Here is a 17,912-nt window from a genome sequence, read left to right as displayed (position 1 = left end):
TCTTCGAGGCACTTATGCACCACAGCTTGCCGCCGTTAAGCGCCCTGCGTGCCTTTGAGGCTACCGCCAGGCTAGGCAGTGTCACCGCCGCCGCCGATGAGCTGAGCGTGACCCACGGTGCGGTCAGCCGTCATTTGAAAAGCCTGGATGCGTATTTCGGCACGGCGCTGTTCGTAAAGTCAGGCCGGGGTATCGTGCTTTCGCGCCATGGCGAAACCCTGCAGCGCGGCCTGGGCGAGGCGTTCGCACGCCTGCGTGATAGTTGCTTTGAGCTCAAGCGTGAAGTGGAAGGCGCGCCCTTCACCTTGGCCTGCCCGGGGAGCCTTCTGGCGCGCTGGCTGATTCCAAGGCTTGACCACCTGCACCGGGCGCTGCCCGAGCTCAATGTTCAGGTGGTGGTCAGCGAAACCGAACAGCCCGGCAGGCAGGCAGGCTCCAGCGCCACGCTTGCGTTTATCGAGCCGCCCTGGCCCGAGGGTGGTGAGGTCATCGAACTGATGGCGGAAGAAATCTGCGCGGTGGCAAGCCCCCAGCTTGCTGCCAATCTTGAGGCGGCCAAACCGGCAACGCTTTTCAGCCAAAAGCTTTTGTACACCGCCTCACGCCCCCAGGCGTGGCCGGAGTGGGCGCGCGCTCAGGGGTTTGAAGATGCGCAGCTTGATGAGGCGTTGACGCACGGCCAGGGGTTTGATCACCTTTACTACCTGATGGAAGCGGCGGTGGCGGGCCTGGGCGTGGCCATCGCGCCCAGGCTGCTGGTAGAGGATGATCTGAAAAGCGGGCGGCTGGTCGCGCCCTGGGGCAGTATCGAAACCCCTGCCCGGCTGTGTTTATGGCTACCCGGCCAGACCAGCCCCCACGTTGGGCAGCGCCTGGCCGAGTGGCTCAAGCAGGCGCTGAATGAACCAGTGCGTTAGCGTTTTGGCTCCAGTGTTCTAGCGTAAGCGCCGCCACTGGGCCAGGGCTTGAATATCCTCTGGGGTGGTGCGGCAGCATCCGCCAATGCCGGATGCCCCGGCGGCCAGCCACTGCTCGGCTCCTTGAACCAGGCCGGAAGGCCCTGAGTGTTCGCAGGCCGCCGGGTGCCAGGTCTTGGTCACCGGGTCGTACTGCTCGCCGGAGTTGGGGTACACCAGCACCGGCAGGTCGCACGCCCGCTTGATCGACGCAATCAGCGACTCGATATGCTTGAGTGCCGTGCAGTTCACGCCGATGGCCGCCACCCCCGGGCAGCCCGCCAGCGCCGCCGCGCACGCCTCGATCGGCGTGCCGTCGCTGATGTGTTCACCGTCCTTTGCCGAGAACGTGATCCAGGCCTGAGCACCGGGGTGCTCCGCCAGTAGATCGGTAATGGCCAAGGCTTCCTCCAGCGAGGGCAAGGTTTCCACGGCCAGCAGGTCAGCCCCGGATGCCAGCAACAGCTCCAAGCGTTCGCGGTGAAACTCGACCAGACCGGCACGATCCAGATCATAGCCGCCGCGGTACTCGCTGCCGTCCGCCAGATAAGCGCCATATGGGCCAACCGATGCGGCCACCAAGGGCCTTGGCCGATCCGCCTGCCCCGGCTGCCACACCGCATCGCGGGCCTCCATCGCCAGGGTGACCGAGCGCTTGATCAGCTCGCGGGCCTGCTCTACCGTCATCCCCGCCTGCATGAAACCGGGGATTGTTGCCTGGTAGCTTGCGGTAATCGCGCAGTCGGCACCGGCTTCGAAATACGCTTGATGCACCTGGCGAATCTTCTCCGGTGCCTGGGCCAGCAGGCGTGCCGACCACAGGCTATCGTTGAGATCGCAGCCAAGCGCTTCAAGCTCGGTGGCCAAGGCGCCATCGATCACCATGAAGGGCGCATCCGCCAGCAGGGCCTTGATCGGATTTGATTGACTCATGCTCGCTTCTCCTCAGCGGCGGTGTTCGGGTACGCAGGGGGTTGGGCGGCCTTGCGCTGGTGTAGGAAATACATCAGGTAGCACAGGCCAATGAAAGGCACACCAAAATATAGCGCCACGCGCTGCTGCGGATCAAACGCGATGCCGATGCACGCCGCAAGGCAAGCCGCGAAGGCGATCAGCGGCACCCAGGGGTAGAACGGCGTGCGATAGACCAGGTCCTCGAGCCGCCCGCCTTCGCGCAGATACTGGCGGCGAAAGTTAAGCTGGCTGAGCGCAATCGCCATCCACACCACGACAACCGCCAGGCCGGAAATCGACACCAGCACCAGGTAAACGGTTTCCGGCGCGTAGATGCTCGAGAACAGCGCGCCGAAGCCGCCAATCATGCTGAGCAGCAGCGCATTCATCGGGATGCCGCGCTTGTTGAGCCGGCCCAGCGACTTGGGCAAGGTGCCCTGATCCGACAGCGTCCAGAGCATGCGCGACGAGGCGTAAAGCCCGGAGTTGGCCGCCGAGAGCAGCGCGGTGATGATCACGAAGTTCATGATGTCGGCAGCGCCCGGCACGCCCAGGCGCTGAAATACCGCGACGAACGGGCTCTGGCTGAGCCCAGCCTGGCTCTGGGGCAGCAGTGCGGCAATCACGATGATGGTACCGACGAAAAACAGGATCAGCCGCCAGAGCGTGGCACGGATCGCCTTGGGCACGTTGCGCGCCGGGTCCACGGTTTCCCCGGCGGCGATACCGATCAGCTCGGTGCCGGAAAACGCGAACATTACGGCCAGCAAGGTGGTGCCGATGGCCAAGAGGCTGGGCGACATGGCGCCTTCGCCCCAGAACGCCGAAAGCCCGGGGGATGCAACGCTTGCACCGGACGCATCCTGCAGCGGCACCCAGCCGATGATCGCGCCCGCCCCCACCACCACGAACACGACGACCGCGATCACCTTGATCAACGAAAGCCAGAACTCGGATTCGGCAAAGAAGCGCGAGGTAAACGCATTCACCCCGAACACGACCGCCGCGAACAGCCCGCTCCAGTACCAGCCGGGAATATCGGGAAACCAGCGCCCCATGAACACCGCAGCGGCGGTAAACTCCGACCCCAGCGCGACCGTCCAGGTCAGCCAGTACATCCAGGCCACCATGTAGCCGGTGCCGGGGCCAATATAGCGGCTGGCGTGGGCGCTGAACGCGCCGGAGTCCGGCATGTGCACGGCAAGCTCACCCAAGCACATCATCACAAGCCAGGCGACAATGCCGCCCACCAGATACGCCAGCACTGCCCCGACAGGCCCGGCCTGCTGTACGGTATAGCCAGAGCTCAAGAACAGCCCGGTACCGATCACGCCCCCAAGCGAAAGCATCACCAGATGCCGCGTCTGCATGCTGCGCTTGAAGTGCGCACCCTCTTGTCGGCTATCTTGCCGCTCAGATGAATTACTTGCCCGATCACTCATGGTGACAACCTTCTATTGACTTGACGCGTCTATGCCGGCCCGTGAGCCTGACCTGAAAAAGGGCGTTATCTTAATGTATTCAAAAGGCATAAAAAAACGATTTTATAGCTTAATTTTGAATATGATATTGATGAGGCATCAGGCGGATGCCGGAAGAAGCGTGCCTAGACAGCAGGATTGCCAAAAAAAGCGCCCCGGTGGGGCGCTCATCGCGTTTAAAAGGAGGTCCACTGCTCCGTGTCCTGCGGGCTGCCCAGCACGTGAGTTTTCTCGGGCCTGGCGGCACGTGGGGCACTTTGGGGACGGCGCGGCGGCGTAGGCAATGCGGCCGCATGCTGGCCGGTCGCCGCTCCTTTGAAAAAGGATACTTCCTTGAGCAACGCCGCAGCCTGAAGCTGCAGTGAACGCCCTGCCGCGCTGGACTCCTCCACCAAACTGGCATTTTCCTGGGTGACGCTGTCCATCTGCGATATGGCCGTATTGACCTGTTCGATACCCTGCGACTGCTCTCGGCTTGCCGTAGCGATCTCGCCTACCAGGGTCGAGACGCGCTGCACACCGCCAACGATATCCTCGAGCGCCTTGCCCGCCCGGTTGACCAGCTCCGAGCCGGTATCCACCTGAACGATACTGTCTTCGACAAGTTTCTTTATGTCCTTGGCAGCATCGGCGCTGCGCCCGGCCAGGTTACGCACTTCGTTGGCCACTACCGCAAATCCGCGGCCCTGCTCACCGGCGCGGGCAGCTTCGACCGAGGCATTCAGCGCCAGCAAGTTGGTCTGGAAGGCAATTTCATCAATTAACCCGACGATACCGGCAATCTTGCGGCTTGAGCTATTGATACGCTCCATCGCTTCCACGGCCTGCCCGGCGATTTCTCCCCCTTCGTTGGCCTGCTGGCTGACGTTACTTACCAGCTTGTCGGCTTCGACCGCGTTCTCTGCGTTCTGGCGCACGGTGGAAGTAATTTCATCCATCGATGCCGCTGTCTCTTCGATACTCGCCGCCTGCTGCTGAGTGCGGCTGCTCAAGTCTTCGGTTCCCTGGGCGATGTCGTCGGCGGCGCCGTTGACGGCTTCTGCATTGCTGCGCACGGACATTACTACGCCTGAAAACTTGGCTTCCATGGTTTTCAGGGCTTGGAGCATGTCACCGAACTCATCCTGGCAGGTAACGTCGATAACGTTATCAAGCCGGCCTTCTGCCATTTCATTGGCGAGCTTCTGCGCCTTGCCGAGCGGCGTCATGATGCCGCGAACCAGCCATATCGCAAGCAGAGTGCTGGAAATGACGGCAATCGCCATGACGATCAGGATCACGTTGCGCGTCCAAAGATAGTTATCCGTCGATTGCTGGTTGGCAGCAGCCGCCTGAACGTTGTTACGCTCAGTAAGCTCTGTAATGGCGCCCAGCACTCCTGCATATGCCGTACTCAGCCGCGTAGTCGCAATAGTGCGCGCGTTGTCAAAATCTCCGCCGATCATCGCGGCGTTGACATCTTTGACGCCGGTACGCAGCTCGGCCAACGACGTGATAAACGCGTTCGCGATGACGCGTTCGTCTTCCGTGGATACCCGCTCCGGGAAGTAGCCCGCCCAGGCGGCATCAATAATGGCATCGTTCTCGACGATTCGCTGCTGGGCGGCCACGGCAGAAGCAGGATTTTGATCGCGCTGTTCCGCCGTTATGATGACCCGGTTGCTAAGCAAACCCTCGCCGACTTGGTTGAGCGCGATCAACGTCAGCACGTTACTTTCATAAATTTCGGTCATGGCATCGTCAGTCTTCTTGAGACTATAAAGGCCTAACGCGCCCACACAAATCAACATCAACACACACGTCCCCAAGCTCAGTATCAGCCGCTGTTTGACGCTTTTATTCATGAACAACATAGGAGTAGACATCTCACAAGAGCCCGCCGCGCAAGGCATTGGGTAGGAAGGGGGAGGTATTGGATGGCTATCTTCACGCAGGGGCGACCTGAACGGCGATCCGTCGTTGGGATGGCTGCCGTGATGATCTATCGACCGAAATTCACAGGAGTTGAGTGGATTTTAAAAAATAGTGAACACATTGCACGTTCGACAGATAGCCTGATATTGAAGGGAAAGGCCGGTATCGCGGCAATGCAACGCCTTCGCTGTCTAAACGCTGTTCTTCATTTAAAATTTGATAGGCTCGGGGGCTGCTTTGAAGCCTGGGCGGGTAAGGATTATTTATATCAAGCACTTCTCTTATTCAGACACAGGACAGGCTAGGTATGGCTTTTAAAAAAAGATAATTCGTCAGCAAATTGGGCAGCACACCTCTCAGCTCCCTCCCTACTGCCACAAAGCGGCGCGGCAAACCGCGCCGTTGTACGCGTCAGGGTCTCAGTGATACGAAGCTGAGTCCGGTCGTCCTGGTAGCGGTTTCGATGGCGGCTTTGGGGTCATCGATGCCGACTTCCACCATGCCCACCTGAGACAGATCGATCAGCCCGGCTTCGATCAGGCGCCAGATCGACAGCACCGTTTTTGATCGGTACATGCGCGATCCGCGGATCGTCAGTCGGCGGCGCAGCACCTCTCCGTAGGGAATCGGAATGTCCTGACGCACGCCGCCCATCAGCACCAGGGTGCCGCTATCTCGGAGCGCCGCAAAACCGGCCAGCAGCGGATTGGCGCTATCGGCGTCGCCCATGGTGTCGATCACCACATGCGGGGCGCCGGCCACCGCCGTGATTGCCGCGGCGTCCTGATCGATCTTGCCGATCAGTCGAACAGGCACAACACGCTTATCCAGCGCGGCCAACTTCTGCAGTGCGGCTTCATTGCGGCCCAGCGCGATTACCCGTGAAGCGCCTTTCGCCAGGGCGACCAACACTGCCGCCCCGCCCATCTGCCCGGTGGCGCCCAGAATTGCCACGACATCGCCCGGTTTTTGGCCGGACTGCTCGACACCCTCCCCGGCGATCCCTAACCAGGTAAGAAACGCCAGCCGGCCAGGATCATCAAAATGCTCCGCCCCGGGCAGCCGGGTGACAGCTTCCTTCGGCAACAGCGCCTTCTGCGCCATGGTGCCGTGTCGCCACTGCGTGCGCATGGCGTCCACCACCTCGGTCTCCTCGCCGCGCCCGCCTATCTAGCCCAAGCCCATGAGCACGTCTTCGGGGTAGTCGATATCCCCGGACTCCACCAGAGAGTCGAGCGCAACGACATCCCCGACCTCCACGTTGAACACGTCATCGGCCTTTTCGCGCACCACGCCGACACCACCGGCGCCCAGCACGAGCGGCACGGGCAGCGGAATATCGGTGCTGTCGACCATCGCCATCAGGTAGGCGGGCACGTGAACCGCCCGCACATCCACAACGACCGCCCCTGGCAGGCATGCAGGGTCCGGACGCTCGACGCAGCGCAGCGGGGTTTGAAGGGTTTCCTTGTACCAGGCTTTCATCAACAGTCACTCCTTAGGGTGAAAGACATACAGATTGGATGTGGCGACGGCAGCCACGGCACAAGGCTAAGACCTCAACTATAGTCGAGGTCAACAGATTTATTTTTAACTCAAGCTACTGTATTAAAGAGACAGCAATCTAAATGCATTCAGTAAACTCGAGGTTTGAACATCTGATGGCTACCGACCTATCCGTTGGCGATGTCGCCAGGCGCAGCGGCGTGCGGGTATCGACGCTTCACTTCTACGAGTCCAAGGGGCTGATAGCGTCCTGGCGAACCAGCGGCAATCAGCGCCGCTACCCGCGTAGCGTACTGCGCCGGGTCGCGGTGATTCGCATCGCCCAGCGCGCCGGTATTCCGCTGGCGTTGACCAAGGAGCACCTGGACTCGATCCCGACTGATCGTCCGCTGAGCGCCGCGGACTGGCAGGCGATCACGGCCGCCTGGCGCGAGGAGATTGATCGCCGTGTGGAAAGCCTGATGCAGCTGCGTAACCAGATGGACCGATGCATTGGCTGCGGCTGCCTTTCCCTGGCCGACTGCCCACTGCGCAACCCGGATGACCACTTGGCCGAGGAAGGCCCCGGTGCGCGCTTGTTAGTCTCGTCGCGCGTCTAGACGCGATACTCACGTTTAGCGTCAGCCCCACGGTTTGGAATGGTGCGGAAAAAGGGGTAGGGTTATTGATCGCCTATTCAATAAAAGGAACATCTATGCATCATTCTTCGTTATTTACTGCCGTGTCATTAGGTCTTTTCGCTGGTGTTACCACCTCGACTGTGTTTGCAGAAGCATCTCCGCTGGAGCAACAGCTAAAGGATCTGCAGTCGTTTCAGGTCATCGCCCACCGTGGCGCCAGCGGCCACGCGCCGGAAAGCAGCATGGCCGCACTCGAACTGGCCCATGAATGGGGCGCGGACTACCTGGAGCTGGATATTCAGATCACCGCCGACGGCGAGCTGGTGGCTTTTCACGATGACACCCTCGAGCGCACCAGCAATGGCGAAGGTTCCATCAACGACCATACCCTGGCCGAGCTGAAAGAGCTGGACACGGGTTCGTGGTTCAACGAAGCACACCCCGACCTTGCCGATAGTGCTTTCGAAGGCACGCAGATTCTGACGCTGGAAGAGGTGTTCAACCGCTTTGGCGACGATGCGCGCTACTACCTGGAAACCAAATCACCCGAGCTCAACCCTGGCGTGGAAGAAGGCCTGGTTCGCCGCCTGGAAGCCTACAACATGATCGAAACCGGGCGGGTGCTGATCCAGTCCTTCGATCAGGAAAGTCTTCTGAAGATTCACGATCTCAATGCGGATATTCCGCTGATTCAGCTGGTGTGGTACTCCCCGGATGAAGCCGACGACGAACGCCTGACCGAGTGGACCGGCGTGACGCCTGCGCCTGGCGAGATCAGCGACGAAGACTTCCAGGCGGTCGCCGAGTATGCCGTAGGTTTGGGCACGAACTATCGCTATGACGGTGAAGAGGTGATCGACGCATCTTTCGTTGCCAGCGCTCAGGACAACGACCTGGCGGTGCATGTCTACACGGTCAACGAGCGTGACGAGATGCAGAAACTGATCGATTGGGGCGTGAACGGCCTGTTCACCGACTACCCGGACCGGTTGATCGAGCTGGTCGAATAACGGATCTTGTAACTCATTGCCCGGTCTCGCACCGGGCATTTTTTGAAGCATCCAGCGTCATTTGAGCTGTTCAACTACCTGCTCTACCTTTTTGCGCGCGTCACCCTGCAAGGTTGTCAGTGGCTGCGGCAGGCTGGGGCGGCTGACATCACCCAGCACTTCGGCCACGGTCGCGATGACCCGCAGACTTCCGCCATACTCCCGATAAAGCGCCCACAGCGGCTCGAGCTGGCTTGAAAGCCTCAACGCCGTTTGCGTATCGCCACCCTGGGCGGCGCGGGTAATTGCCAGCGCCCGTTCCGGAAACAGCCCGCCCAGCACCGAATACCACGCCTGGCACCCAACGTTTAACCCAACCGCCGCGGCCGGGTCGCCGCTGATACCCAGCGTTACATCCGCCGGGATCAATTCGCGCAGCCGCTGAATACGCGCCTCGGCTGCACCGGGTTCGAGCGATACCGGGGGTATCTTGATCGACTTGACTGAAGGCAGTTGAGCGATACGGCCATGCAGCTCGTCACTGAACGCGAAGTGGGTAGTGCCTGGGTTATCGTAGACGCACAGCGGCACTTGTAGCGATTCACACACTGTCTTGAAGTGGCCGAACACTTCATCATCGGTAAGCTTCTGGTACGACACCGGCGCCAGCAGCACACCGGCCACCCCGGCCTTCTGGGCATCTTCGGCCAATGCCAGCACTTCGCGGGTACTCAGCGCGCCGATACCGGCAATGACCGGCACATCGCCAGCGTTTTCCATCGCCAGCCGAAGAACCCGAGCGCGCTCCTCGCGCGAAAGGTACATGTAGCTTCCCGTGGAGCCCAGCACGCCAATGGAATCCACCCGCGCCGCCGCCAGGCGCGCCACCAGGCAGGCAAACTCGTCTTCACGGATGCCCTGTTCGTTCATGGGGGTCAACGGAAAGGCACTCAGGCCGGTAAACATGGGCATATCCTTCTGAGCAGGTAAGCATCGATGCTACTGATCAAGAGCATGTGACTTAAAACAGACATGATCTTCTGATGATCAACTGATAGTCAAAATATAATGGAAAGGCGAAATAGCGAAGAGAAGGACAATACGAAGAGCAACCGCTTGATTGGACATAAAGAAACGGCGGTAGAAGAAGGACGCAAGGCGGGTGGCTCAGGGCGGGTAATCAACCCCGAGCCGATCACTGCTGATCGTGTTTATGGATGACCGCTACCGCCGGCCGCGCCGTATACATTACCCGTGGTAAAGCTCGATTCCTGCGAGGCAAGCAGTACATAAACGCCGGAAAGCTCTACCGGCTGACCGGGGCGGCCAAGAGGCGTGTCTTCACCGAAGCTCTGTACGGCTTCCTGCGGCTGGCCGCCGCTGGGCTGAAGCGGAGTCCAGAACGGGCCAGGGGCGACGGCATTGACGCGAATGCCCTTCTCGCCCAGCTGCTTGGCCAGCGCCTTGGTAAACGCGATGATCGCTGCCTTGGTCATGGAGTAGTCGAGCAGGATCTTGGGCGGGTCGTAGGCCACCACCGAGGACGTGTTGATGATCGACGCGCCGGCTTCCAGGTGCGGCATGGCCGCCTGGGTAATCCAGTACATGGCGTACAGATTGGTTTTCATGGTGGCGTCGAAGTCATCGTGGCTCAGGTCGGTAATCGATGGCTTCCACTGCTGGCGGGCGGCGTTGTTGACCAGAATATCCAGCCCGCCGAGCTGTTCCACGGCGATTTCGACCAGCTCGCTGCAGAATGCTTCGTCGCGAATATCACCAGGGATCGCCACGGCGGTGCGCCCTTCGGCTTCGATGAGCTCAATCACTTCTCGAGCGTCGGACTCTTCTTCCGGCAGGTAGTTGATCGCGACATCCGCGCCTTCACGGGCGTAGGCGATGGCAGCGGCGCGGCCAATGCCGGAATCACCGCCGGTAATCAGGGCCTTGCGGCCTTCCAGCCGCCCGCTCCCGCGGTAGCTTTCCTCACCGTGATCCGGACGTGGGTCCATTTCGCTGGCAAGGCCCGGCCACTCCTGGGGCTGCTCGGGGAACGAAGGTGACGGATACTGAGTGGTAGGGTCCTGTTTCTGTGCCATGGAGCCTCCTGCTGCGCTGGCGTTGCCCGAATTACCTGCACTGCCTGTTGCCTGAGATGAAGATGACTGGGCAAAAGCAGGTGCTGCCATCGCTGCGGCCATACCGGTCGCCAAACCACCGACAACGCGACGGCGTGTAGGATCAAACGTATTGATGGGTTTCACGTAAACCTCCCTGTTTAAACAGTGTTTGCACTGGCACTAGCCGTCCCGGCGGATGCTGAGGACGCAGGCCGAAACCAAGACTCTATTGACTTTAGTCGTAATCGCCACGATTACAAACCACCTCAAGACGACAGGCGGTTAATCGGTTACATAACGCCGGGTTCAGCTTTTTATATATCCAGACGCAATAACCCCCGGCCGCATGGGCCAGGGGTTAGAGAACACATCAATCATTGAAATTGATGCCGGTTAGATTTTTTCATCCAACCACTTTTTGACATCCAGCTGTGCGCGCTTGTCGTCCGGCAACTCGTCACGAATCAGCGCTTCACCTTTATGTAGCGCGGTAATCGGCGCCGAGGCGGAAAGTGCCGAGTTGAGTATGTACAGCACTTCATCGCCCTGCTGAGGGTTGAACGTGGAGCTGTCCGGCGCACCGGTCAAATCGGCGTTGCTGTTTGAATCGCCATCCCACGTGTAGTGATCCAGGCTCAGGTTGGTGCGCGTAAAATTCGCCATTTAAACTCTCCATCCATTCAGTAATAACCCTAACGACTCCATGCGCTAGCGGTACTCCGATGCTTGGCTCGAGCATCTTGCGCTCAACGCCAACCATCTCTTTAACCATAGCAAACACACACAGATTGCAAGTTTTAAGCAACCGTTAACGGACTAAGCGCCTATTTCGCCTATATTTTTATAAAAGTTAAAAATACAAATTAAATTAACTGCTTAACCAGGCTTCTATGCCTGCAGATATGAAAGGGCTGTTCTAGCCTATGAGCAGTAAAAAGCGCCAATGTGGCTTGGTTGGAAATGGAAACAACTATCAGGAAAGCATAGGAGTGACGACATGAGCCATGGACCGGATGGAAAGCGCAATGAGAGCGAAGAAGCTCAGAAAGCCAAGCAGGTAGTGGATAAAGACACGCCCAATGCCGACGACCCCGCGACTCAAAAAGCCTCATATGGCGAAGAGCCCCGCCCTTTTCGACCCGATGAAAACGTAGACAATCAGAAAGACGAAAAGCCGAGCTCGACGCCCCACCATAATACCTCGGGCAAGACTGCGCCCTTCTCCGGCGCTCAGGTGGTCAAGGAAAAACGCGCACATAAAGATAATATTGACGAGAAGACGGATGAGGCGGATCCGCAGGGAAGCGAATAGTCTGCTTTCGCAGACCCTACCCCCTTCCATGATAGGCATAAGTTCGATCTCAAGGCCGCCCTTATCGGCGGCCTTTTATGATTTTATAGAGTGCTGATTTATCGAGATAACAACACAATCCATTGTTGGGGAAAGCGTGACCAGCACCGCTACTTGATAGCCGAGCGCGCAGCGTTCACCGGCGGCAAGCCACAAAATGCCCACCAGCTACGCAAGCCGAGTGGCAGCGCCTCCAACGCGCCGTGGATCATTCCAGGTCACCCACCGCCTCACCGATGCCAGTTACACCCCTACCCTGGAACTTGAGGGATCTGGGCCATCGTCGGCATTGACGTGATCCCGTACCTGGGCAAAAGCCACAAGATCAACGTCACCATGCCGGACTTGCTGCTCAAGCAGATCGACGACTTCGTGGCCCGCCATCCCGGCGATAAAACCCGCTCGGGCTTTCTCTCCCGCGTCGCCATGGCCGAGCTGGCCAGAAAACAGAAAGCCGAGGCGCATCAACTGACATCGGCCTAATAAAAAGCCCCGGCCTTGAGCGGGGGCTTTCTCATGAAGCCCGCCCTCCATGACAGGTGCTTATCCGTCGCAATCTTCCGGCGGTAAACCGCGAGCTTCTTGGCGACTCTTTCAGCGTGGCAAGGCTTCTGAATATTCGCTGTGAGTAATCACGCCCGCGTCATGCAAGAGATCGCTTACACCGCCCAGCACCACGTCTACCTACTCCCCATAAACTGCTCGGTATTGATGAATCCTCCGTCGCCGTTTACCACTAGCCAATCGATAGCTAGTCAAAGCTGAAAGATTTCAGGGAATTGGCGGGCTCGTTTTCATCATCAGATTCATCCTCTATACAAAACAGCAGCACCTCATAGCTATCGCCCACTCCCTCGGTGCAATAGCTCACCGTTCGCGGATCAATCGATTCGGCTTTATCGCGCAGCTGATTGTAGGATTTTTGCTCCTGCTCAATGCAAAAATTGAACATATCGCGGCTACCGCCAGTGATTTCTTTGCAAATGGCCTCAACTTCAAAGCGCGGTATATCGGCAGCCATTGCCAAGCTTGATAGCGCTAGCGTAGATAACGCGAGTACGGTTTTTATGATCATTCGCTCCCCCTGTATCGGTTTACCCACTTATTTTCAGCACCTTTCCCGGCTTTATCAATTAACGCTCCGGCATTTCGATGATCACCTACACCGCCCAGCACCGCGCCTGCCTGACCACTACCCCTTGAACTGCTCCGCCTTGATGAAGCCCCCTCGCCCCCGGTGGCGGGTAGCAGGCGGCAGCGCTGGCCCACGCGGTGGGTCTTGAACAGCCGGTACTCGCCGCCCACTTTCGCAACCACCAGATCGGCGTGCCCAAACGAGCGCGCCTCATCCACCACCAGCACGCCAAGCGGCTGCACTGGATGATTCGCCGCTATACCGGCATACCCGTATGCGTGGGCGTGGCCCCCACCCACACCCTGGCCAAGCTGGCCAACCGCATCGCCAAGAAGCACTCCGGCTACCCAGGCGTGTGCATCATGCACCCGGAAAGCGACGAGGCCCGGCACCTGCTGCAGCAGATCGACGTGGGTGACGTGTGGGGCGTGGGCCGCCGGCTGAACGAGCGTTTGCAGGTGCTGGGCATCAAAACCGTCTGGGATCTGCGCGAAGCGGACGCCAAGCGCCTACGGTGGAAGTTTTCGGTCAACATGGAGCGCACGGTACTGGAACTGCGCGGCATCAGCTGCCTGGAAATGAACGACTTCAACGAACCGCGTAAGCGCATCATGACCAGCCGCCCCTTCGGCCGCCCGACCGGCCAGCTTTACGACCTGCAAGGCGCCGTTCGCCAGCACGCCCAGCGCGGCGCGGAAAAGCTGCGTGGGCAAAAGAGCCTAGCTCGCGCCGTGCTGGTGTTCCTCAGAACCAACCGCTTTCGGCCCGACCTGCCCCAATACGCCCCCAATAAGGTGGTGGAACTGGAACGCCCCACCCAGGACACCCGCGACATCCTCCACGCCGCCAACGAAGCCCTGGCGAAGATCTACCGGCCCAAGTACGCCTACACCAAAGCTGGCGTCATGTTGCTGGACCTTACCGATCAGCACCGCCAACAGCTCAGCTTAATGGACACCCCGCAAACGGAAGAAGAACGCCAGCGCAGCCAGCAGCTCATGGCCACCATGGACGCGCTGAACGAGAAGATGGGGAAAGGCACGGTGCGCCTGGGGCTACCAGAAAAGAACGCCCCCTGGCACCTACGCTGCGCGAGCCGGAGCCCACGCTATACGACGAGTTGGGATGAGCTGATGAAGGCTTACACGGATGAAGGAACAGCCAAACGCATTTCAATAGGCCTTTAGAAACTAAGTTTTTCTTTTCGCTGATTTGTCAACCGGTTGGTGATAAAGACATACAGGTACATGTCTAACTTTAACAGGATAGCCTGAAGAGTGATGAGTATGAGAAGTGAAAAAACCTCTCTGACCAACATAGCTTACGAAATTGTAATCGCCTAAATTCTTAAAATGTTTTTTATCATCATCTGTTCCATTTTTTGATTTATCAAAAAAATACTGTTTCCATTTATCTATTGCATCTCTCATCATTGGAGCGAAACAAAAAATCAATAAAATACAATGATCTTGACCAACTGTAGCGGTAGAATAACGCGTTACAAGTTGTTTCATACCTTCCAATAAATGGTTATTGTAATATTTGGATGTGCTATTAGGAATTTCACCCAATATTTTGGATTCACAAATAATTGTAAAATCACCTGATAGATGCTCGATAACAATATCGGCATTCCCGCCCGCTGTTGCGGGCCTCGCTTTCAAACAAAAACCATTATCCAAGCGTGCGATAATTTTAGATGTCCAGCCGTCTTCAACAGAACCGCTTTCAAATAATATATGCGCTTCTTGTTCAGCACTATTAACAGCTCTATCTAGTAGGATATGGACACCACTAGCAAAATCATCAAAATTTTCAGCTTGGTTACACAATAAGAAAGCCTTATCCAAAGCAGACATTCTATTAGCAGTCAAACTAATCATTTTCGACTGCCTCTTCATTCAAGACATACTCAACGAAAATGTATTCTTCAATTGAATCTGAAGGCAGACCACTAATAGGATCAAGGTTTGAACGTTTAGATATATACTTAAAGACATCAGAAGCTTCTAAAGTTACACGTTCTAGGCGATCATCCTCAAAAAAGTAACGAGGCTTGAGCAAGAAAGGATATTTATAGTTCAACTCACCAATAAAATCTTCAATGTCATAGGAATCAGAGAAGTAATCTTTGAAGACCTCATATAACCTATTTTTCGTGAAGACAACACGATAGTTCGAACCAGGGTACTTCTCCAAAAAGTCATTCAAAGCATAAAGTGCATTATACTTACACAGCCCTCCGCCCTCCTCATTAGGACGATAATGCACATCAATGAATTCTTTCAGCTTTGGAGACTTCATCTCATTTACTCAAAGCATTAATTTAGAAAGAAGATAATTATAGTCTGACTCACTAAAACAATCCATCAAATAGACTTGATCAATAGTTTGATTTCCTTTAAGCAAGAGCCTTAAACTTCCTTTAACTTTCAAAGAAATTCGACAGTCGGAGTTATCAAATTTAAAATCCCAAACCTTGGCAATACTATGACTTTGAAAGATTTTATTTACCTTTTCAGTACCACCAATATGATAACTTTCATCTTTTAAATCATCTTTTTTATTCCTTACTTTTTCAGTTCTCTCTACACCTTCCTCTGTTAAAAAATCAAATGCTACAACGCGGCCATGATCATCAGCAAAATAATAGTCATTAACTTTACTCAAAAAATCATATGGATCACCTAATTTACCACCCAAAGCACCACGCACATATTTAATTAATTTATTTTGGAATGTAGATGTATTTGTTTTAGACATAGCTGTTGCATTCGACAGTCTTAACTCTAAACGAGAAGAAGCATAATCTAACACAACTAAATCAATTGCTAGCTCTGAAACCATTCCTTTTGCAGAAACTTCTTTAACATCCTGTATTGTGCTTAAAGCCGTCTGAGTCAAATCCTGCTTGCTTAATTGAAAAACCTTATAGTATTCTCTGCGTGAACCAACTAGGAAAATTTTTACGTTATTATTAAGCTTAATTGACTTAATTGGCTTAACAACTTCGTCGATAATATTTGGGTCGTGTGGAAGTCCTGGGTAGTAATTTACTAACCCACTATTGTTTTTATTTGCCAGCTCTTTTTCAATGCAATCATCTATGCACTTCAGCTGCATGTGATTCATATCATAGAACTGAACTATTTTATCGTTAAAAATAACAAATTTTTCAAGAACTAACTTAAGATCAGTTATAACTTTCTTTAAATCTTTTTCATTCATCAAAGAAGCATGTTTTTCACAGGCTTCTTTATGATTATCGCTGATTTTCACCTTAGGGAATTTTAATGGATTAAAAATTCGAGTTCTAACACTGGATTGATTAACACCATACTTACGAAACAATTCGTATAGCTCAGAAAACTCATTTAATAATAATTGTTTTGACTGTAATGCAGTATTCATAATTTTCCCTTTAAAAAAGCTATCACACAACCCGCCCAATCCGAATCTCACACCGCCCCAGAATCTCCAGATCCCTCATACACCGCGACTCAATCAGCCCCAAGTACCCCCTCCTGTTGCGAATTGACGCAATCGAATAGAAACTGGTAACTCTCCCAACCATCGTGTTGCATGTTGCCCATACACCAGTCGACGACAGACGGATAGATCCTGTCCCATGCCTCGCGCAACAGCTGATAGGCGATCTTTTCTTGCTCCAAACACGACTCATAAACATCGTGTTCGGAGTACTTGTTCGTTTCACGGCAGTCGGTCTTGATATCAAGGTTAGGCACATCATCGGCGCTGGCGGGCAATGCCAGTGCCCCCCATAAAGCGACGCACCCAACGCTAGCGGCTCGAACCGCGCTCTTCATCATCACACCACCCGCCCAATCCGAATCTCACACCGCCCCAGAATCTCCAGATCCCCCATATCCTGCGGCTTGATCATTTCCGGCTGGTACAGCTCGTTATCACTAATCAAATACAGCGCGCCCCCGGCCAACCGCTGCACCCGCTTGATCCGCCGCTCCCCACTCACCAGCCACAAGAACACCCCTTCCTGCTTCGGGTCGCGGGAGGCCCGGTTCACCAGCACCCAGTCACCATCTGCCAAGGTGCCATCCATTGAGTCGCCCCTAACCTGCACGCCCACGATCTGTGCCGGGTCGAGCCCCTGGGTAGCCAGCTCGCTGCGCGGGAACTGCAAAGTGGTTTTAATCGGCTCGCCTTCAAAGCTACGGCCAGCGCCGGCGGCGGCCTCGATGTCGTACATCGGTATACATGCCATTCCTGCTGATAGATCGACAAGCTCAACGTTAGAAGAAACCGAACGGTTTCCAGTCAGAACGTACTGAACGTCAACTCCCTGAGCAGCAATCGCAGCCAGATAGCCACCTTTCGGGCTGCGTTGATCTGCTTCGTAAAGCATTTGGGACTTTTTAGTTACATGGGCAAGGTCGCCAAACTGGGTTTGAGACAACCCTAGACGCTCCCTCTCTTCCCTAAGTCTTTCACCCAATGAAACCATTAAGTCCTCAAAACTCTTGGCAAAGGCAACCATTCGGCACCATTTTATTGATGTCTTTTACTTCACTTCACTTTGCAAGGGAGCCACTGCCATGGCCACGCCTGCTACAAGTACTTTCATGCTATTCCGCGGTATCGACGTCGAGTTGAACCGCTGCTCACCCGCCACCCGCCAGGCCATCACCGCCGATATCGACGCGGCCAACCCGCTGGTCGATCTTGAAGCGCTGGAAGAGCGCACCACCGGCGAAGCCGCCGGCGTGGATATCGAAGACGCCCTTTGCGAGCTGCGCTCCCACCTGCATGAACACTTTCTGCAGCGCAAGCTGGTACGTCTTTACGAGCGCTAACCCAGCCCCCCGCACGTCTCTTTCAAAGTCTTTCACTTTATTAAGGAAGCCTAACCC

General features: G+C 55.9%; 22 protein-coding genes. 8 read left to right on the top strand and 14 right to left on the bottom strand.

The genetic code is table 11. The features are described 5' to 3' along the window. The first annotated feature begins 14 nt into the window (after window positions 1-14). Complete coding sequence (locus B0H98_RS13305) at window positions 15-917, top strand: LysR family transcriptional regulator (RefSeq protein ID WP_106375554.1); 903 nt, start codon at window positions 15-17, stop codon at window positions 915-917. 18 nt (window positions 918-935) lie between these two features. Here B0H98_RS13305 and mmuM read toward each other — a convergent pair whose 3' ends face one another. The 3 genes from mmuM to B0H98_RS13290 form a co-directional block, all read right to left on the bottom strand. Then, window positions 936-1,889, bottom strand: a complete 954-nt coding sequence (mmuM, locus tag B0H98_RS13300; RefSeq protein ID WP_106375553.1) for a homocysteine S-methyltransferase — start codon at window positions 1,887-1,889, stop codon at window positions 936-938. Next, window positions 1,886-3,352 (bottom strand): amino acid permease, encoded by a 1,467-nt coding sequence (locus B0H98_RS13295; RefSeq protein WP_106375552.1) that lies wholly within the window; start codon window positions 3,350-3,352, stop codon window positions 1,886-1,888. Before B0H98_RS13295 ends, mmuM begins: the two co-directional genes overlap by 4 nt. A gap of 215 nt (window positions 3,353-3,567) precedes the next feature. Beyond that, on the bottom strand, window positions 3,568-5,181 hold the full coding sequence (locus B0H98_RS13290; RefSeq protein WP_244183176.1) for a methyl-accepting chemotaxis protein: 1,614 nt from the start codon (window positions 5,179-5,181) through the stop codon (window positions 3,568-3,570). A gap of 126 nt (window positions 5,182-5,307) precedes the next feature. Here B0H98_RS13290 and B0H98_RS13285 point away from each other — a divergent pair, with 126 nt between their 5' ends. Next, on the top strand, window positions 5,308-5,610 hold the full coding sequence (locus B0H98_RS13285) for a hypothetical protein (RefSeq protein WP_106375550.1): 303 nt from the start codon (window positions 5,308-5,310) through the stop codon (window positions 5,608-5,610). A 106-nt stretch (window positions 5,611-5,716) separates the two neighbouring features. Here the strand turns inward: B0H98_RS13285 and B0H98_RS13280 are convergent, their stop codons facing one another. Together B0H98_RS13280 and B0H98_RS13275 are read right to left on the bottom strand one after the other, a co-directional pair. Beyond that, a complete protein-coding gene (locus B0H98_RS13280; protein WP_167392682.1) occupies window positions 5,717-6,391 on the bottom strand; it encodes a zinc-binding dehydrogenase in 675 nt (224 codons plus the stop codon). Between the two features lie 84 nt (window positions 6,392-6,475). Continuing rightward, window positions 6,476-6,790 (bottom strand): alcohol dehydrogenase catalytic domain-containing protein, encoded by a 315-nt coding sequence (locus B0H98_RS13275; protein WP_106375548.1) that lies wholly within the window; start codon window positions 6,788-6,790, stop codon window positions 6,476-6,478. 176 nt (window positions 6,791-6,966) lie between these two features. Between B0H98_RS13275 and soxR the strand changes: the two genes are divergently transcribed. Together soxR and B0H98_RS13265 are read left to right on the top strand one after the other, a co-directional pair. After that, window positions 6,967-7,410: a redox-sensitive transcriptional activator SoxR gene (gene soxR, locus B0H98_RS13270; protein WP_244183157.1), complete on the top strand. Its 444-nt coding sequence runs from the start codon at window positions 6,967-6,969 to the stop codon at window positions 7,408-7,410. A 95-nt stretch (window positions 7,411-7,505) separates the two neighbouring features. After that, window positions 7,506-8,441 (top strand): glycerophosphodiester phosphodiesterase, encoded by a 936-nt coding sequence (locus B0H98_RS13265; protein WP_106375546.1) that lies wholly within the window; start codon window positions 7,506-7,508, stop codon window positions 8,439-8,441. Between the two features lie 57 nt (window positions 8,442-8,498). On the opposite strand, the gene B0H98_RS13260 is transcribed toward B0H98_RS13265, so the two are convergent. From B0H98_RS13260 to B0H98_RS13250, 3 genes are all read right to left on the bottom strand, one after another. Further along, entirely contained in the window at window positions 8,499-9,386 is an 888-nt protein-coding gene (locus B0H98_RS13260) for a dihydrodipicolinate synthase family protein (protein ID WP_106375545.1), read from the bottom strand. 245 nt (window positions 9,387-9,631) lie between these two features. Beyond that, on the bottom strand, window positions 9,632-10,516 hold the full coding sequence (locus B0H98_RS13255) for an SDR family oxidoreductase (protein ID WP_146130257.1): 885 nt from the start codon (window positions 10,514-10,516) through the stop codon (window positions 9,632-9,634). A 414-nt stretch (window positions 10,517-10,930) separates the two neighbouring features. Next, on the bottom strand, window positions 10,931-11,200 hold the full coding sequence (locus B0H98_RS13250) for a hypothetical protein (RefSeq protein ID WP_106375543.1): 270 nt from the start codon (window positions 11,198-11,200) through the stop codon (window positions 10,931-10,933). A gap of 334 nt (window positions 11,201-11,534) precedes the next feature. Here B0H98_RS13250 and B0H98_RS13245 point away from each other — a divergent pair, with 334 nt between their 5' ends. Further along, the gene (locus tag B0H98_RS13245; RefSeq protein ID WP_106375542.1) at window positions 11,535-11,849 is read left to right on the top strand and encodes a hypothetical protein; all 315 of its coding nucleotides are present in this window, start codon (window positions 11,535-11,537) and stop codon (window positions 11,847-11,849) included. Window positions 11,850-12,158: 309 nt separating this feature from the next. Continuing rightward, window positions 12,159-12,371, top strand: coding sequence for a type II toxin-antitoxin system HicB family antitoxin (locus tag B0H98_RS13240; RefSeq protein ID WP_340162384.1), 213 nt, complete (start codon window positions 12,159-12,161; stop codon window positions 12,369-12,371). Window positions 12,372-12,639: 268 nt separating this feature from the next. Here B0H98_RS13240 and B0H98_RS13235 read toward each other — a convergent pair whose 3' ends face one another. Further along, entirely contained in the window at window positions 12,640-12,963 is a 324-nt protein-coding gene (locus B0H98_RS13235) for a hypothetical protein (RefSeq protein ID WP_146130256.1), read from the bottom strand. 197 nt (window positions 12,964-13,160) lie between these two features. Here B0H98_RS13235 and B0H98_RS13230 point away from each other — a divergent pair, with 197 nt between their 5' ends. Next, window positions 13,161-14,210: a DinB/UmuC family translesion DNA polymerase gene (locus B0H98_RS13230; protein WP_244183153.1), complete on the top strand. Its 1,050-nt coding sequence runs from the start codon at window positions 13,161-13,163 to the stop codon at window positions 14,208-14,210. A gap of 3 nt (window positions 14,211-14,213) precedes the next feature. On the opposite strand, the gene B0H98_RS16995 is transcribed toward B0H98_RS13230, so the two are convergent. The 5 genes from B0H98_RS16995 to B0H98_RS13210 all read right to left on the bottom strand — a co-directional run bounded on the left by B0H98_RS16995 (window position 14,214) and on the right by B0H98_RS13210 (window position 17,407). Further along, window positions 14,214-14,906 carry a hypothetical protein gene (locus B0H98_RS16995; RefSeq protein ID WP_146130255.1) on the bottom strand — a complete coding sequence of 231 codons (693 nt, stop codon included), beginning with the start codon at window positions 14,904-14,906 and terminating at the stop codon, window positions 14,214-14,216. Further along, entirely contained in the window at window positions 14,899-15,327 is a 429-nt protein-coding gene (locus B0H98_RS13225; RefSeq protein ID WP_106375540.1) for a hypothetical protein, read from the bottom strand. The genes B0H98_RS16995 and B0H98_RS13225 overlap by 8 nt, the downstream gene beginning before the upstream one ends. A 9-nt stretch (window positions 15,328-15,336) precedes the next feature. Beyond that, window positions 15,337-16,434, bottom strand: a complete 1,098-nt coding sequence (locus B0H98_RS13220; protein ID WP_146130254.1) for a hypothetical protein — start codon at window positions 16,432-16,434, stop codon at window positions 15,337-15,339. An 89-nt stretch (window positions 16,435-16,523) separates the two neighbouring features. After that, window positions 16,524-16,853, bottom strand: a complete 330-nt coding sequence (locus tag B0H98_RS13215) for a hypothetical protein (protein ID WP_106375538.1) — start codon at window positions 16,851-16,853, stop codon at window positions 16,524-16,526. Beyond that, window positions 16,853-17,407 carry a S24 family peptidase gene (locus B0H98_RS13210; RefSeq protein WP_244183151.1) on the bottom strand — a complete coding sequence of 185 codons (555 nt, stop codon included), beginning with the start codon at window positions 17,405-17,407 and terminating at the stop codon, window positions 16,853-16,855. The genes B0H98_RS13215 and B0H98_RS13210 overlap by 1 nt, the downstream gene beginning before the upstream one ends. A 190-nt stretch (window positions 17,408-17,597) precedes the next feature. Between B0H98_RS13210 and B0H98_RS13205 the strand changes: the two genes are divergently transcribed. Then, a complete protein-coding gene (locus tag B0H98_RS13205; RefSeq protein ID WP_106375536.1) occupies window positions 17,598-17,855 on the top strand; it encodes a hypothetical protein in 258 nt (85 codons plus the stop codon). The last annotated feature ends 57 nt before the right edge of the window (window positions 17,856-17,912 follow it).

It is taken from the genome of Vreelandella songnenensis, assembly GCF_003002925.1.
Taxonomy (GTDB): Bacteria; Pseudomonadota; Gammaproteobacteria; order Pseudomonadales; family Halomonadaceae; genus Vreelandella; species Vreelandella songnenensis.
The sequence above is the reverse complement of the archived record's forward strand: the minus strand, read 5'-3'. Positions and strand labels throughout refer to the sequence as shown.